This window comes from Parabacteroides sp. PF5-9, assembly GCF_029893105.1.
Lineage (GTDB): Bacteria > Bacteroidota > Bacteroidia > Bacteroidales > Tannerellaceae > JARXWG01.
In genome coordinates, this window is the sequence record NZ_JARXWG010000011.1 from 40,242 (window position 1) to 57,308 (window position 17,067).

A 17,067-nucleotide genomic window follows, 5' to 3' on the forward strand; every position below is an offset into this window, starting at 1 on the left:
ATGAAGAAGTTAATCTGTGTTATAGCAGTGTTGTGTTTTTGCCAGACTTTTAACCTGGCACACGCACAACGTTACCTGCCCGGACAAAAGGGAATCCAACTTACGGGCGGAATGGCGGACGGATTTAAGAAGCCCGGTAAACCGGAATCGGCATATTATTTCGGTGCTGCGCTTGCCACTTATACCAAAAACGGAAACCGTTGGGTGGTCGGTGCGGAATACTTCAATAAGGAGTATGAATATAAGAATGTAACCGTGCCTGTAAGCCAGTTTACGGGCGAAGGCGGGTATTATATCAAAATCCTTTCCGACCGCCGGAAAACGTTCTTCCTGTCCTTCGGGTTGTCGGCTCTTGCCGGATACGAAACAAGTAACTGGGGAGATAAGGAACTATACGATGGCTCTACTCTTACCAATAAGGATGCCTTTATTTATGGCGGGGCTGCTACGCTTGAATTGGAAACTTACCTGACGGACAGGGTGGTTTTCCTTATCAATGCCCGTGAACGTGCGCTGTTCGGCTCTTCCATCGGAAAGTTTCACACACAGTTCGGAATAGGATTCAAGTTTATAATAAATTAATGCGATATGAAAAAGATAATCAGAAACATATTAATGGGGGTGTACTTGCTGGGAGCAATGCTGCTGGTGTTTTCTTGTGATGATAAGCTGGATGTCCAGCAGGTTTACCCGTTCACGGTAACAACGATGCCCGTACAAAAACGGATTAAGATGGGTGAAACGGCAGAAATCCGTTTTCAACTTCAAAGGGAAGGCTATTATGAAGAAACGAAGTATTTCATCAGGTATTTCCAGCCGGATGGTAAAGGTACGCTGCGGATGGCGGACGGAACATTATTTCTTCCGAATGATTTGTACCCGCTTCCGGGCGAAACGTTCCGGCTATACTATACTTCCGCTTCCACCGACCAGCAACAAATTGACGTATACATTGAAGACAGCTTCGGACAGGTGGTACAGCTAACGTTTGCTTTCAATAATGAGAATGAGAAAGAAGAGCAGAAGGAATGAATACAATATATGTATGTATAGCTGTCTATCAGTTCCTATCATGGTGCTGGATATCTATAAGTATTAAGAACGCACCCACAGATATAGAGTTGTGGGGTGAAGAAATAGATTGAATTTAAATATGTTGAAAAAGTCGAGTAAAATAATTACTCGACTTTTTATTATGAGTATTTTTGCAGAAATAAAAATATTTATGAGCCAAATAGTCTTTCAATTCATCGAATTAGTAAAAAGGAGAAGTGAAGAAAATAAGCTTTCTCTAAATAAGCTTTACGAAAATCGTCTATTCGGTAACTGCATATCAATACTAAGACAGGAAGTAGATACATTCATACGGATTATCTACTTAGGTCGTCTTAATTCTGTTCAGGAGAGAGAAAGGCTTATAAGTCTAACTTTTAATGATGAAAAATGGAACACTTTAACTGTAAATAGCAAAATGAAAATAATTACAGATAAAGACATGGTAGATATTGCTTCCGAAGTTAAAGGATATGTTCAATACCTTTATAAATTTGGATGTGGTTTTATTCATTTGTCCAACTTTCATAATTACCAAAACGAGAATCCATTTGGGAAATTAAAATTGAACGAACAAATTGATATTAAGTTTTATCTACATCAATATCATGGTTTCCCGATTGAAAATAATCTAACTATTGAATCAATAGAGAATCTTATACCCAAAATATTCGATAAGATTTCTCAAAATATGCTGTACTATAATGAACAATTATTGAACAACGAAAGTATTGATTTCTAACATAATTTCAGCTTATTTATATGAAAGGATCCACCGGGTTAGCGGTGGATCCTTTCATCAATAAAAATCAAAAGTTTGGAAAGCGGTTTCTTTGCTACTTTCTTTTTCAGAACACTTCACGAAAGAAAGTAGCGGGCGGAGTTTCCGCCCGTTGGTTTATAATTCTTCAAATTTATCTATATCACATTCGATGATTACAACTTCCGACTGACAACTGTATAAATCGTTTTCTTTTGCTGCTATGATGGCTTTTTCTTCCGTAGAAAAAACACCAAAGCAAACACGGCTCGACTTTGTTTTGTGTACGTCCGTTTGAAATAAAATATATGCCTTCATTATTTACTGTTTTTTGTTTAACCATTCATCCCGCCGTTTCCGGCACTCTTCCAACGTTTTGGCTACCGTAGAGAAAAGTTCCCCATCCGTATGGCGGTAATCATATTGGAAATATTCTGTCCCCCTGAACGCTCCTGCAATGAACGTTACATATTTTTCTTGTCCCGGCTCTTGGGTCGTGGACACTCCGTTTTTATTTAGTGATTCCATATATTTACATTAATAAAGTGAGTAATAAGGCGATGAAAACCACAGCTATCAAAAGGCTATACAATACAGATACAAATAACCGTAGGATAAAGCGGATAACGAAAAACGCTATTATCAATACCGCCCATATACCCGCCGAAGTGGACAGAAAATAAATTACTGAAGCCAGTAACCCCACCCGGAACAATAACCTGAATAAACCGCTTGCTTTCATTATAATTTGTTTTGTGGGCGGGTTTCCCCGCCCGGTAAATAATCAGGAAGCCCGAAAAACAAAACTATCTTCAAACCAATAATCACCCATAAATAGGTCGCGGGCAAACTTTTCGTAATCAAAGTATGTTTTTGCGAACTCCGGCAGTTCGTATAACTCTTCTACAATTTCATAGGCATAATCTTCTTCATCGTTATATTTGCCCTGAAAATTGTCCCTGAAAGAAGAAATAAGGTCGTTTGCATCTTCGGTCGATAGGTCGTGAGAACCGTGATTACACCATACTAAAAACGCTTCCTGCTCGTCTTCGCTTAAATCGTCCATCGCATCCCGGATGTCGAAAAAGTTATCAGACAACCAACTTTCACCGATTAAATTTTCCGGTATATTTTCCCAGTCCTGAAACATATATTCCGGGTCTTCTTCGTCTGCGTGTAACTCCTTACAAGCTTCGTAAAACTCGTCTTTGTCCGAAAAGTCGGAAAGGTCAAACCACTTGCCCTCGATTGAGCCATCGTTGTACTTTGCATATGTACCTACATAAATCCTTGCTTCGCTTAAACTTGTTGCTTCCATAACTTCTGATTTTTTAGATATATGCGGATTCTTGAGGTGAGGGAGTTGAGTTTCATAACCTTTTTTTCCTGCTTCTCGTAAATCCGACTTTTTTTATATGCGTCTTTCCGTCGGGTCGGTCGTTTTCGTTTCATATATGCCGGAAAGTGTAGGCTTTAGTCTTTGCAAGTTTTTGTGGAAAAATACTCTCAAGCAAAGCGCAGCAGGAAGATTTTTGCATCAAACCCTTTAGGGCTTGAACTTTCAAAGACGTTAAGAAGCCGTAAATACTTTTGCATATAGAAATGGAAATGATTAACCGCCCCGATGGAATGACTGCCTATGGGAGTGGTTTACATCAGAGAAGTAGGAAAAAAAGCATTAAAAGCATTACTTTTGTATCGTATAATAAAGGTTCTAATTATGTATAAATCAGTATTTCATATTCCAAAAATGGATTGCCCCTGTGAAGAAAGCCTTATTCGCATGAAATTACAGGATAATAAATTTATCAAGCATCTTGATTTTGACCTTGCAAAACGGATATTAGTTGTAACACATAGTGGCGACAGCAGTAATTTTATTACAGAACTTGAATCACTTAATCTTGGTGCAAAGCTTCAAGAAACAGTGGCAACAGATGGTAATGATTCTACCGATAATCCAGCCCGACAGCGAAGGGTTCTATGGATTGTACTCGCAATCAATTTCGCTTTCTTCTTGATTGAAATTACGACAGGGCTTATTTCAGGTTCAATGGGATTAGTAGCAGATAGCCTTGATATGCTGGCAGATGCTCTTGTTTATGGTATGAGCCTTATGGCTGTGGGGGCTGTTATTGCAAAGAAAAAGCGAGTGGCACTTATAAGTGGCTACCTGCAAATTTTACTTGCAGCATTAGGGCTGTCAGAGGTTATAAGGCGTTTCTTAGGATTTGAGGTTATGCCCGAATTTAAGACTATGATTGTCATTAGCTTACTTGCCTTACTTGCTAACTCCATCTGTCTATGGTTGCTCCAACGTACTAAAAGTAAGGATGCACACATTAGAGCAAGCGTAATATTTTCGGCAAACGATGTTATTATAAATATTGGAGTTATTATAGCAGCCTTATTTGTTTGGTGGCTTGAAAGCAATATTCCTGATTTGATAATAGGCATAGTAGTTTTTCTTGTTGTTATTCGTGGTGCAATCCGAATTTTGAAGCTGGCTAAATAAAAAATGGCGGGCTTTGTCGGCTCGCCATCATTAGGTTATCACAAATTGTGATAAGTTATTTTTCTTCATCAGGTATTCTGTATCCTATGGGTTTTCTTGGTTTGGGGTCAGGTTTACTTAATAACTGGGTTAAAGCTTGGTATATTTCACTGAATTGTGCATCTGTACTTTCTTCCAGTTCCTCGATACGTTTAAGAAGTTCATCATATCCGATAACCATTTGTCGCATCAGGACAAATGCCCGCATAATAGATATGTTTACATCTATTGCTGTTTGGCTTCTCAACACCGTAGAAAGCATTGCTACACCCTGTTCCGTGAAAACCATTGGGCTGACAGAACTATGTTTTAGGGTTTCGGGGAACTGGTCACAAATTGTGACCAGTTGGTGAAACTCCTCTTTATCCAGTTCAAACATAAAGTCAGAAGGAAATCGCTGAATATTACGTTTGACAGCCTGTTTGAGAACTTTTGTCTTTACATTATATAACTCTGCTAAATGGAAGTCCAGCATTACCCTGTATCCCCGGACTTCAAAAATTTTGTTTTGAATAACTTGTAATTCCATATCTATTTATACTTTAGTGTTTTACATTGAAAATCGTTACCTAATTCGTTACCCATTGGTTAACTACTGAAAATAGGTAACTATTGAGCCGCTTTTTTATAGATTTTCTCAATACCAGTAAACTGTTCGGAAAGTCCTTTCATATCGCTACTAATCTTGCTATTAGTAATGCGGGCGTAGATTTGGGTCGTTTCAATATTGGTATGCCCCAGCATTTTAGAAACGGTTTCAATGGGAACTCCTTTACCCAGTGTCGTTGTGGTAGCGAAGGTATGGCGGGCAAGATGAAACGTAAGGTTTTTATTGATTCCGGCAAGGTCGGCAATCTCCTTCAAATAGGAATTAAGTTTTTGATTGCTGATTACAGGAAGGATTTTTCCGTTAGGTAACTTATCCTTATACTTATCCAAAATCATTTTGGGGATGTCCAGTAACGGTACATTTACATCTATTCCGGTCTTTACACGCTTAGTCATAATCCAAAGGTTACCGTCAAACGATTTGCGGATATGTTCTTTTCTAAGCCCTGCTACATCTATGTAAGCCAAACCACAAAAACAGGAAAAGAGAAATAAATCCCGAACGTGTTCCAGCCTTTCGGAAACAAGGTTTAGTTCAAGGATTTTCTTTATTTCTTCTTCTGTAAGATAACCTCTATCAACCCTTTGTAGGCGTATTTTATAGTTAGCAAAAGGGTCGCCGACAATTAACCCATTATTACGGGCAATCAAAACAATGCGCTTGAAGAATTGCATAAACTTGGCAGTCGTGTTATGGTTACATCTGCCAACTGTCATAAGATATACTTCAAAGTCATTGATAAACATATTGTTAATAGACTTCAAAGCTATATCAGAAAGGTTGTACTTAGCTTGGATGAAATTCGCAAGATGCTTGCGGGTTACTTCATACTTTTGATAGGTAGATGCAGATTTAGATAGACCTATAAGCTGCTTTACATCATCATTATGCTTCTGAAATAAATTCAGTAACGTTTCGTGGTTCTCCGTATGCCCTAAAAATTCATTCTTGATTTGTTCGGCAGTAACGTAGTTTTCACGCCGTTGCTGTTCATGGTAGATTTGATGTAATGATGCTTTTATATCTTCAAGCAACTTATTAAGCTGTGCGCAAGATTTCCCGGTCGCTTTACCAGCTTTCACACTCCAATTATCGGGATGGATGCTTTGTTTTGTACTAAACTGGCAAATTTTTCCATCAACGGTAATTCTTGCCATAATTGTTACCTCTCCATTACGTTTTTCTGACCCTTTTTTAAGGTAGAAAAGGACTTTGAATGTACTCTTCATAATCTCACTTTTTAATGTTACAAAATTACTTTTAATGTATTAATTGTGAGATATATACAGGCTGTACAAATTTGGACAGCGAGAGGTCATTTTTGGACAAATCGTTACCGTTTTTGTCCGGTATGGAATCGGTAACGATTTAGGCACAGATTTGTGTCTTTTGAGGTCTTTTTGGTGTCTTTTATGCTGGACAAAATACAAACAAAAAAGCCTACAAATCATTGACTTGTAGGCTTTTGTCCAGTTACTGTCCGGCGTGGTCTGCCGGTTTCAGCGGAGAGAGAGGCTCTTTCTCCTGAACCCTCATAGATAATCAGAAGCACTCAAACCACTGTAAATCATACAACATATAGTCTACACACTTAAAATAAGAATTATAGAACATCCTTGCATATATGAAAAATTGGGTGTACTTTTGGGTGTAACTTTTTAGCTGCACCCAAATGAATATAAAACGAAACATAGTCTTTTCCCTTGAAAAGAGAAAGAAGGACGGCAAGCCAGTTGTCGAGAACGTGCCTATCCGTATGCGTGTTATCTACCACCATAACCGGATAGAATTTACTACTGGATATCGCATTGATGTCGCAAAATGGGATGAAGACAAGCAGCGGGTTAAAAACGGATGCACCAACAAGCTGAAGCAGACAGCAGCAGATATCAATTCCGATTTGCAGAAATACTCTGCTGAGATACAGGATATATTCAAAAGCTTTGAAGTTATAGATACAGTTCCTACTCCCGAACAGCTAAAGACTTCTTTCAACAACCGATTAAAGAAGGATATGCCAATAGAGCCGGAGGCGGAAGAGCAAGTGGTTCCCTTCTGGGATATGTATAAGGAGTTTGTAAGGGAATGTGGTACGCAGAACAATTGGACGGATGCTACATACGAGAAATTTGCAGCAACCAAAAGACACTTGGAAGACTTTGATACAAATCTGACTTTAGAAGCGTTAAACGAAAGTAAGTTGACCGAATATGTAAACTTTCTTCGAGACACAAAAAACCTCCGCAATAGCACCATCGGCAAGCAAATGGGATTTCTCAAATGGTTTCTACGATGGTGCAAGAAGAAAGGGTACAATAACAATATCGCCTTTGAGACATTCAAGCCAAAGCTAAAGACAACTCAAAAGAAAGTGATATTCCTTACTTGGGCAGAACTTACTAAGCTGCGAGGATATAACATACCCGATACTAAGAAGTACCTTGACCGAGTGCGAGATGTATTTCTGTTCCAGTGTTTCACCGGCTTACGGTATTCCGATGTTTTTAATCTGAAACGATGCGATATAAAGGGGAATCACATTGAGGTGACCACTGTAAAAACCGCTGATAGCTTGATTATTGAGTTGAATAATCATAGCAAGGCAATTCTTGACAAGTATAAAGATGTTCATTTTGAGCATGATAAAGTCTTGCCAGTTATCACTAATCAAAAAATGAACGATTATTTGAAAGAATTGGCTGAGCTAGCAGAGATTAACGATCCGGTAAGGGAGACATACTATAAAGGGAATCAACGGATTGACGAGACAACCCCCAAGTACGCATTATTGGGGACACATGCTGGACGAAGGACATTTATATGCAATGCTCTTTCTTTAGGCATTCCGGCGCAGGTTGTTATGAAATGGACAGGGCATAGCGACTACAAAGCCATGAAACCCTATATTGATATTGCAGACGAGATTAAAGCCAACGCAATGGACAAATTCAATCAGTTATGAATTATTCTGATTACTTTTGCATTGCATTTATATTAAGAAGAGAATGATAACAGCAGAAGAGATAAAATCACTGGCCAGCAGCGGAGAAGGATACAATGTAGACTTCAATATAAGAGTGCCATCTAAAATTAAAGAGATAATCACTGAACTTTGTGCTTTTGCTAACAGTGAAGGTGGCTACCTTCTGCTTGGTGTGGATAATAATGGCAAAATCCATGGACTGGAAATAGACAATAATACCCGCTCGAAGATTCAGAATGGCATAAGAGATATATCTCCCAATATTCAAATACCGCTGTATCCTGTTGATGTAGATGGGAAAACGGTATGGGTGTTGGATGTTGCTTCCGGCAAAGACAAACCTTATGTGTTATCGGGCGCAATCTATGTTCGTGAAGGCGCAAATTGCCAAAAGCTAACCACTGCCGAAGAAATAAGAAGTTTCTTTCAGACCAGCAACCGCATTTATTTCGATGCTATCCCATGCCCCCGATTTGGCTTGAATAATGATTTAGATGAAGATAACTTTAAGCACTTCCGACATGAATCAAGCATAACCGGAAGCGTTTCAACTAATCAGATATTGAATAATTTGCAGGTATTCGATGAATCAGGTGCAGCAAAGAATGGTGGAGTATTGTTCTTCGGAAAAGAGCCAGAAAGATTATTCCCGCAGGCGGTTATCCATTGTGTTCTTTTCAAGGGGAAAACCAAAGTGCATATCATAGATGATAAATTCTATGGTGGCACTTTGTACAATCAATACCGTCAGGCAGAGGCATGGATAAAAGACAAACTCAGAGTCTCCTACATAATGGAGGGCATGGATCCTCGCAAGGAAATTTGGGAAATCCCCCTTCCTGTATTCAAAGAAGCTATTATCAATGCGCTATCCCACAGAGATTATTACGAGCAAGGAGCTGTAACAATGGTAGAGATATATGATGATCGAGTTGAGATTTCCAATCCGGGCGGATTGCTTCCTGCTGTAAAGAAAGAATTCGGTGCAAGAAGCATGAGCCGTAATCCACTAATCTTCGGTCTATTTACTCGAATGAGTTTGGTTGAGCGAGTAGCATCCGGCATTCCTCGTATGCGAAATGAAATGAAAGATGCTGGATTACCCGCACCTAAGTTTACTGCTGACGGAGGCTTTTTTACTGTTACGTTTAAGCGCCCAAAGAAAAATGACACTGTAAATACAGGAGATGACACTTCAAATGGCACTATAAATCCTAAAGATGACACTATAAATGGCATTATAAAATCAAAAGAACCTATTGAAGAAGTCGTTTTTCAACTTATATCTGCAAATGAAGGCATATCTGCTCGAAAAATATCAGAACAAATAGGAAAAAGCCTTCGTTCAACAATGCGCTACCTTGGTATCTTAAAAGAAACGGATAGGATAGAGTTTAGAGGTGCGTTAAAAAATGGAGGATATTACTTAAAGAATTAATATCTATTCGTTATGAAATCTCAAAACGAACATATATCATTGCTAACAAATCTACTACCACAGTATAGATTACTCAATTCACTGTACCAACAAGTAGTGGATAGTTCGACATTGAGATTTGACAGCCAATGCCAAATAACAGATTTTTACGAGGAATACAAGGATAAAGAAGCCTTTGAGAAAGCTATTCTGAATCTACTCCTTTCTGCTGACAAAGAAAAATTGGCACCAATTGTTTCTAATCTAAGAACAGAAATAACCCAGAGCATTGAAATATATATCAAAAACAAGGAGTTCTTTATTGGAATCGATACTCGCAAAGTCTATAGTGAAAGGTATAATCCACTCAAGATAGAGATAGAAGGGCAGCTAAAAGATACTAATGAACTTAGGCAGGAACTTACACAAGTCAGAAACTCTTTGGAGTCCGCAAGCTGGAAAAATGATAAAATCGCAACTCGACGGCTGACCACCGAGGAAGAAAGGTTGGACAATTTATATAAAAGAGAGCAGGAGAAACTGGAAGACCTTTACTGGCAGCAGAAAGAATCCGACAACATCGCTTCACGATATATTGACAACGTTTTCGGCAGCATTTATGAGTTGAGCAACTCTTTTCTTTCTCTACTTGACAACTACTTTCCAATTGAAAAAGAAAAGAAGTTGGTTGAAACAAAGCCTGTTCTAAAGCAGGGAAGCTATTTCGATATGAAGCTGGTATCGCTAATCCATAACAAATGCAATAATATTCAGTTTGAAAACCTATCGGAGATAGACCTGTATTCTATTCTCAATTTGCACCCCACTAATTCCATCCTAACAGTAAAGACCGGTGAACGCACTAGAATGTGTTATCTGATTTACAAGCTATATGAATACCTAAAGACCGAGAGCCGGACGGAATGGCGCACCGCCATACTGAAGTCTGTTGGCATTGAGAAGAGCTACTACAATTCCAAATATAAAGAACCAATATCTGAAGTTCCAAGTAGGAAATCAGAGACGTTTGCTCAACATGTTGATATTTTATTTGCCAACTATTGATGTCCTTCAAATCACATCTTATATTTATATAAAAAGATAGCTTTATGAATAATAAGAATAAAAGTAACCATCTGCGCTCTATAAGAAGCGACTTGTCCCCATATTTGTTTCACTACACAAAAGGAAGCAACCCTTATGCGAATATGGAATCCATTTTGCAAGAATGTTGCTTAAAATCACAAAAGCACAACTATATTTGCTTCACTGATGCTCCAGCAACATCAAACATTCCATTGTTAGAATATATGTATGCGAAATACCCCCAAAGACCCATGTATTCTCACTATGGAATAGGTTTCTCGAGAGACATAATGTATGAAAAATATGATGCTCGCAATGTTATTTATGGAACGTTAAAAGAAAAAGAACTAATTGATATAAGTCTCCATTGGAGATTTGAAGAAATGAATATTGAAACGCATGATTTTTCTTGGCTGAGAGAATGGAGGATTGAGGGAAATAATTTTGATTTTTCAGAATTCCCCAAAGAACATATTATCATTATCGCTCCAACAAAAGTAGATCTAAACAGCCTTATCGGAGAAGAGGATTATGAAGTTGATTTTTCATACGAGCATGAAATAAGGAGTAGCATACCTTATTTGATTCAAACAAATAAACGAAAACTGAAAGGGTTCACCACAGAAGAAATAAAAAATACACCAAATGACTTCACCGTCTCCGCCAAAACAGAAAATCAAATATTCGGAGAAGATATTGGTTTTTTGTAGCTATAATCTTCCCTGATACCACTCGACTACCACTTTTACCACTTAAAATAATTTTCATAGCACCTGATTATCAGTGATATTCATTTTGCATTACCACCCAACCACCACCTGATTGTGGTTGTAGCTTTGCAGTGTTCGAACAAATAATCAGCCGAAGTACAAGGCTTTGTTTAATTCGTAATACTGATAGAAATGAATATCAATGATTTGAAAGAAAAGCCGCTCTGGCAGATGACAGGTGAAGAATTTCTCTACTTGCAACAAAACTCAGAGCAAAGGGAAGTCCAATCGGTTGTGCCGGTTACTTCTTCCAAGAAACATGTATATGGAATAGCCGGTATTGCCCGACTATTCGGATGTAGTATGCCGACCGCCAACCGTATCAAGCAAAGCGGAAAGATTGACAAGGCAATCACGCAGATAGGTCGTAAGATTATTGTTGATGCCGAACTTGCCCTTGAATTGGCAGGACGAAAAACCGGAGGGAGGAAATAAGCCATGGTTACAATTAAAGAAAACATTCCACTCCCTGTTGAAACATGGAAATCCGCTCGTCTATTTGTAACGGATAAGTTTGATTCTCCACCAGTGATATTGCGTATTGATGATTCTATTGTCGGCACACTGGGCAATTTCAGCGCATCCACCGGAAAAGCGAAGAGCAAAAAGACGTTTAATGTCTGCGCCATTGTTGCCGCAGCATTGACCAACAGCACGGTTTTGAGTTATACCGTATCATTACCCCCGAATAAACGCAAAATCCTTTATGTAGATACCGAGCAAAGTCCTTTCCATTGTTTACGCCTCATGAATCGGATTCTAAAGCTATCCAATTTGCCGACAGACACCCATCCGGAGCGATTGGTCTTTCTTGGACTTCGGCGCTATGCGACCAAAGACCGTCAGAAAAAGATAGAAGAAGCTATTCTTGAGACAGAAGGATTAGGATTTGTTATCATTGACGGCATTCGAGACTTAGCTCATGACATTAACAGTCCAGGAGAATCTACCGACTTAATCACAAAGCTGATGCAATGGACAGATGAACAGCAAATTCACATCCATGTTGTTCTACACCTAAACAAAGGCGATGACAATACCAGAGGGCATTTAGGAACAGAACTTAACAACAAAGCCGAAACGGTATTGCGGATTAAGGTCGATGAATTTGACAATGACACCAGTATAGTTGAGTCCATGTTTATCCGTGACCGTGATTTTGAGCCGTTTGCTTTTCGCATCAATACCCATAGTCTGCCGGAACTGATAGAGAACTACCAACCGCAGCCAATAACGAAAAAGAAAGCATTCAGTTATACAGAAGTATCGGAAGAAAAACACCGGGAAGCATTGGAAGCGGTATTTTCTATTGGCGAAGCGCTTTCGTATGGCAGCTTGATAGAACAGCTCCGTTCCTGTTACTCGGCTATTGGCTGTGAATGTGGAATAGGTAAGACTAAAAAGCTAAAGCAATTCCTTACCAACAAGCGGATGGTTATTCAAGGCGAGGACAAACTCTATCGCCACAATAAGGATTTTTATTACTAACAACATCTTTTACCGGTTCGGTTCAGTTTGGGCGTATATATAATAAACCATCCTGAACCTTTCCCGTGAAAGAAGAATAAATTATTTATCAATTTAATTTTCAACAATATGGATGCAAAAACAATAAATATGTTCCCGATTCGGGAATACCTTGCAGGCTTAAATATACACCCTGCAAAAGACAGAGGTTATTACGGCATGTATCATTCTCCATACAGAGAAGATAACAATGCGAGTATGAAAGTGGATTACAATAAGAACTTGTGGATTGACTATGGTTCTAACGAAGGAGGAACGCTTATCGACCTTGTAATGCGGATTGAGAACTGTTCTAATGGTGAAACAATGCGATTGCTGGAACAACGCCTATCGGGAGTACCTTCCTTTTCTTTTCACGGGAATAATACACCTGAGAGGAAAGAGGCAAAGTCGGAATCGACAATACGGATAAACGGAGTAGCTCCACTAAGCAGTCCGCTATTAATGGACTATCTTAGAGAGCGAAAAATAAATATCGACATAGCCAGGCTCCACTGCAAGGAGATAAACTATTCTGTAAATGACAAACCGTATTTTGCTATCGGCTTTAAGAACGATGCCGGAGGTTATGAACTGAGAAGTAAATATTTTAAGGGATGTACTTCCAAGGATATTACTTCGCATACATCCGGGCAAAATAGCTGCCAATTATTCGAGGGTTTTATGGATTATCTCTCATTCCTGACGATGAAGAACCGGCAGCACTCTCCGGTAGATGCGATTGTTTTGAACTCGCTGGCGAACCTACCGAAAATAGAGAATACCCTTGCCGGATACAAATCCGTTGCCCTCTTCCTTGATAACGATGAAGCCGGAAAGCGAGCTGTTCAGAGTTTACGCTCGGTTTGCAAAGAGGTCATCGACCAGTCTGCGCACTATACAGAACATAAAGACCTGAACGACTATTTGTGCAATCGTTCCGTTCCGAAGCAAGCCGTAGTAAAGAAGCTGGGCAGAGGTCGAAAAATGTAATCTGCCGCAGCTATCCCACAGGCTTTTAAAAAAGCCATAGCTTATTAGGGAATTTTCTTAACGCTATCGTTGCACTACCACTAAAAATTCCCCAATAAGCCAAAGGTTTTCCCCCTTTGGAATCTCCCTTAGCGGTCTATCGACCGCAGTCGCAAAGAGCGACTATTCAATGTGCGAATCATCTCTTTGCCGGTATTATTCTATCGGCAGGAGTGATTCCCATAAACTAAATTTCAAACAATTTAATTGACATTACCATGGGATATGTTGTTTTCCATTTAGATAAGTCGCCCGGAAATGAGTCTGCTATGACAGACCATATCGAGCGAAAAGTAATACACCCGAATGTAGATCCAGAACGGATACATTTGAATAAAGAACTCGTTGAGTTTCCAGATGGAGTACAAGACCGCACGGAAGCGATCCAACACAGGTTGGACACCGCAGGGCTAAAACGGCAGATAGGCAAGAATCAGGTGAAGGTAATCCGTGTTATGATCTCCGGCAGTCCTGAAGATATGAAACGAATAGAAAGTGAAGGAAAGCTGGATGATTGGTGCCGGGATAATATGGATTATCTGAAGAAAACATTCGGAAAAGAGAATCTGGTTGCCGCCACTTTACATATGGACGAAACCACTCCGCACATTCACGCTTCTATCGTTCCGATAGTAACAGGCGAGCGAAGACAGAAAAAACCAAGAAAGAAGCCGCAAGAGGATGATCTGGCACAAAATCCGAATAAAAAGCCAAAGCGCACGTATAAGAAGAAAGACCCGAACAGAGTACGCCTATGCGTTGACGATGTAATGGTAAGGGATAAGTTGATAGAATACCAAGATACTTATGCCGAAGCTATGGCTAAATACGGATTAGAGCGAGGCATAAAAGGGTCAGAAGCCAGACATATAACCTTGACGCAGCATTATCGCAACCAAACGATAGAGAGTAATAACTTGCAAATAAATATAGAACAGCTTCTACAAGTTGAAAAAGCCAAACGGCAAAGGATAGAGGAACTCAAATCGCAAGAACAGGATGCCAAACAAAAATCGGTTCAAGCAGAGGAACAAAAGCAACAAAAAGAATCGGAACTGAAAAAGACAGAAGAGAGTCTCAATCAGGTAAAAGGACAACTCAAAGCCGAAGAATTCAAGAGTAAGGCGGCTGATGTTGGTTCTAATATCATTGAAAGCATAAGCTCGCTTGTTGGCACTTCCAAAATGAAAAAACAACAACAGGAGATAGTGAATTTGAAACACGAAAAGCATGAATTGCAGCATGATATTGACGGACTTTCCCAAACAATCAACAGGGAACGAAGCGAACGACAACAGGAAACCATGCAGTTGAGGGCGGAAATACGCAAAATCCACGACTGGTTACCCGATACACCTATGTTGATCAAATGGGGAGAGCATTGTCAGAAGATAGGTTTTTCAAACTCGCAGGCAAGAGATCTGATTAATATGAAACCAGTGCGATTCTCCGGCGAATTGTATTCTCATGAACACAGTCAACGATTCAAAGCGAATGATGTGGAGGTGCGATTTGATAGAGGTATTGAAAAATCCAGTGGTTTTCGTCTGCTCATCAATGGTATTAGTCTCACGCAGTGGTTCAAACAGAAATATGATGAGTTCCGGGAAGCGTTAGGAATTAAACCTAAACAGAAGCTGGAGATGGGTAAAAGCAAAGGTTTGGGGAGGTAAATGACAGTTGGTTTTCAAATATTTAGTACCTTTGCCGAGGAATTTAAAAGAAGTTTTATCCTCAAAATAAAACAATATGCGTTTAGAAAAATGGTTCATTTCAAATTTAGATGATTCTCAAAGACAAATTATTGTAAGAGACCCAAATGAAAATCTAATTGTTCAAGGCTCTGCAGGTAGTGGAAAAACCAATCTTGCTATTCACAGAGCAATGCAAGCAAGTGCATTTGGGTCATATGCAATAATTATATACACTATAGCTTTAAAACGTATGGTTGCATATGGGATGGATGCACTTGGATTAGATAAAGAAAGAATCGCCTATGATTGGGCTTGGAGCAATCGAGGCTTTGATTTTGACGGATTTGTATATTGGAAAAGAGGGGATGCTTCTAATCTATATTTAGTGCAAGACACAAATATTAGAAAATTTGAAGCAACAAATCAACCTTATATTCAGTCAAAAGAACAATATCCGCACTCATTACTAACCAGTATAGATTTTGCAGATTGGGTAGATTATAGGTTTTATTCTGCATTCAGAAGGCGTGTACGCTGGTTTAGAGAAGTTCCGATGAATGACGCTTTTGATGTTAATGACGAGCAATTTGAACTTATTCCGAGTGGAACGCTTTTTAAAAAAGCTGAAGATAAGATTGACTATATAATAATTGACGAAGCGCAAGATTTTGATGTTAATGATTACAAAAACAGATTTATTCCGAATGTAAATAAAAGCATTACTCTTTTTGGAGATTCTGCTCAAAAAATTTACTCTAATCGAGGTGCAACCATGGATGTTATAACAGAAGCATTACGGTACAAACGTTTCTTTTTACGTTATAATTATAGACTTCCGAAATCAATAGCAAAGGTTGCTCAAGATATTTTATCTCCGTCGGTTGATTTACTAACAGATAACATGAAAGATGGCGGTAATAGTGATTATCCCAATTACCCTAAGCCTATTATCTCAAAATATAGCTCAAGAGAGGACGAATTAAAAGGCGTTTTGAATCGAATTCAAATGGAGGATTTAGATGATGTTGCAATTCTTGTTCCTAGGGAGGAAGATGTAAGAGAAGTTAATGATTTTTTAGCTAAGGCAGGAATTCAAACGCAAGTACATTATCGTACAGGAAAAGTTGTTCCATATCGAACGATAAATACTTTAGACTTTTCAAATAATGACCTACCTTGTGTTTTAACATACCATGCGGCAAAGGGAACAGAATTTGACAACGTATTTGTTCCTTTTGCAAACAATACAGAATTGCCAGATATAAATGCTTTTTATGTCGCTTGTACCCGTTCTTCTCGTGCATTATATATATCCTATTCCAAAAGAAAAACTCCTTACTTAGATAGAATTAATTCAGATTTTATTATAGAACAAGAGATTCCGCTTATTATTAAGCAAGAGGGCGATGTTATAGAAAATAATCATAAAGTTTCTATTCCATTAATTGCAAATGATAGCTATGATTGGGGCGATGATTATGGGACTCATTATGGAAAATATACAGGAACTTATGCTCAAGATGTAGCTGGACTTAGCGATGATGTAATAGATGATGCTTTTGAAGGAGACCCAGATGCCTATTGGAATATTGATTAATTCTA

The 17,067-nt window shown here is 38.9% G+C and carries 18 protein-coding genes; 13 read left to right on the plus strand and 5 right to left on the minus strand.

All coding sequences use genetic code 11. The features are described 5' to 3' along the window. From M2135_RS07970 to M2135_RS07980, 3 genes are all read left to right on the plus strand, one after another. Positions 1-582, plus strand: a complete 582-nt coding sequence (locus M2135_RS07970; RefSeq protein WP_280747965.1) for a conjugal transfer protein TraO — start codon at positions 1-3, stop codon at positions 580-582. 6 nt (positions 583-588) lie between these two features. Next, entirely contained in the window at positions 589-1,032 is a 444-nt protein-coding gene (locus tag M2135_RS07975) for a DUF3872 domain-containing protein (protein WP_163355152.1), read from the plus strand. A gap of 193 nt (positions 1,033-1,225) precedes the next feature. Next, positions 1,226-1,795, plus strand: coding sequence for a hypothetical protein (locus M2135_RS07980; protein WP_163355151.1), 570 nt, complete (start codon positions 1,226-1,228; stop codon positions 1,793-1,795). 156 nt (positions 1,796-1,951) lie between these two features. Here the strand turns inward: M2135_RS07980 and M2135_RS07985 are convergent, their stop codons facing one another. The 3 genes from M2135_RS07985 to M2135_RS07995 all read right to left on the minus strand — a co-directional run bounded on the left by M2135_RS07985 (position 1,952) and on the right by M2135_RS07995 (position 3,131). Further along, positions 1,952-2,131, minus strand: coding sequence for a hypothetical protein (locus tag M2135_RS07985; RefSeq protein ID WP_163355150.1), 180 nt, complete (start codon positions 2,129-2,131; stop codon positions 1,952-1,954). Between the two features lie 3 nt (positions 2,132-2,134). Next, positions 2,135-2,341 carry a DUF3873 domain-containing protein gene (locus M2135_RS07990; protein WP_025003717.1) on the minus strand — a complete coding sequence of 69 codons (207 nt, stop codon included), beginning with the start codon at positions 2,339-2,341 and terminating at the stop codon, positions 2,135-2,137. Between the two features lie 256 nt (positions 2,342-2,597). Continuing rightward, positions 2,598-3,131: an antirestriction protein ArdA gene (locus M2135_RS07995; RefSeq protein WP_163355149.1), complete on the minus strand. Its 534-nt coding sequence runs from the start codon at positions 3,129-3,131 to the stop codon at positions 2,598-2,600. Positions 3,132-3,452: 321 nt separating this feature from the next. Between M2135_RS07995 and M2135_RS08000 the strand changes: the two genes are divergently transcribed. Continuing rightward, positions 3,453-4,328, plus strand: coding sequence for a cation transporter (locus tag M2135_RS08000; protein WP_280747966.1), 876 nt, complete (start codon positions 3,453-3,455; stop codon positions 4,326-4,328). A gap of 55 nt (positions 4,329-4,383) precedes the next feature. Here M2135_RS08000 and M2135_RS08005 read toward each other — a convergent pair whose 3' ends face one another. Then, positions 4,384-4,896: an ORF6N domain-containing protein gene (locus M2135_RS08005; protein ID WP_025003714.1), complete on the minus strand. Its 513-nt coding sequence runs from the start codon at positions 4,894-4,896 to the stop codon at positions 4,384-4,386. Positions 4,897-4,976: 80 nt separating this feature from the next. After that, complete coding sequence (locus M2135_RS08010) at positions 4,977-6,206, minus strand: site-specific integrase (RefSeq protein WP_163355146.1); 1,230 nt, start codon at positions 6,204-6,206, stop codon at positions 4,977-4,979. 443 nt (positions 6,207-6,649) lie between these two features. Between M2135_RS08010 and M2135_RS08015 the strand changes: the two genes are divergently transcribed. The 9 genes from M2135_RS08015 to M2135_RS08055 all read left to right on the plus strand — a co-directional run bounded on the left by M2135_RS08015 (position 6,650) and on the right by M2135_RS08055 (position 17,062). After that, entirely contained in the window at positions 6,650-7,939 is a 1,290-nt protein-coding gene (locus M2135_RS08015) for a site-specific integrase (protein WP_280747967.1), read from the plus strand. A gap of 43 nt (positions 7,940-7,982) precedes the next feature. Continuing rightward, positions 7,983-9,398: a helix-turn-helix domain-containing protein gene (locus M2135_RS08020; protein WP_280747968.1), complete on the plus strand. Its 1,416-nt coding sequence runs from the start codon at positions 7,983-7,985 to the stop codon at positions 9,396-9,398. 12 nt (positions 9,399-9,410) lie between these two features. Then, positions 9,411-10,442, plus strand: coding sequence for a hypothetical protein (locus M2135_RS08025; protein WP_280747969.1), 1,032 nt, complete (start codon positions 9,411-9,413; stop codon positions 10,440-10,442). Positions 10,443-10,486: 44 nt separating this feature from the next. Then, on the plus strand, positions 10,487-11,173 hold the full coding sequence (locus tag M2135_RS08030) for a hypothetical protein (protein WP_280747970.1): 687 nt from the start codon (positions 10,487-10,489) through the stop codon (positions 11,171-11,173). Positions 11,174-11,365: 192 nt separating this feature from the next. Further along, positions 11,366-11,668 carry a DUF3853 family protein gene (locus M2135_RS08035; protein ID WP_280747971.1) on the plus strand — a complete coding sequence of 101 codons (303 nt, stop codon included), beginning with the start codon at positions 11,366-11,368 and terminating at the stop codon, positions 11,666-11,668. A 3-nt stretch (positions 11,669-11,671) separates the two neighbouring features. Next, positions 11,672-12,721: an AAA family ATPase gene (locus M2135_RS08040; protein ID WP_280747972.1), complete on the plus strand. Its 1,050-nt coding sequence runs from the start codon at positions 11,672-11,674 to the stop codon at positions 12,719-12,721. Positions 12,722-12,829: 108 nt separating this feature from the next. Then, entirely contained in the window at positions 12,830-13,732 is a 903-nt protein-coding gene (locus M2135_RS08045) for a toprim domain-containing protein (protein ID WP_280747973.1), read from the plus strand. A gap of 257 nt (positions 13,733-13,989) precedes the next feature. Then, on the plus strand, positions 13,990-15,444 hold the full coding sequence (mobV, locus tag M2135_RS08050; RefSeq protein WP_280747974.1) for a MobV family relaxase: 1,455 nt from the start codon (positions 13,990-13,992) through the stop codon (positions 15,442-15,444). A 76-nt stretch (positions 15,445-15,520) separates the two neighbouring features. After that, positions 15,521-17,062, plus strand: coding sequence for a 3'-5' exonuclease (locus M2135_RS08055; protein WP_280747975.1), 1,542 nt, complete (start codon positions 15,521-15,523; stop codon positions 17,060-17,062). Positions 17,063-17,067 lie beyond the last annotated feature (5 nt).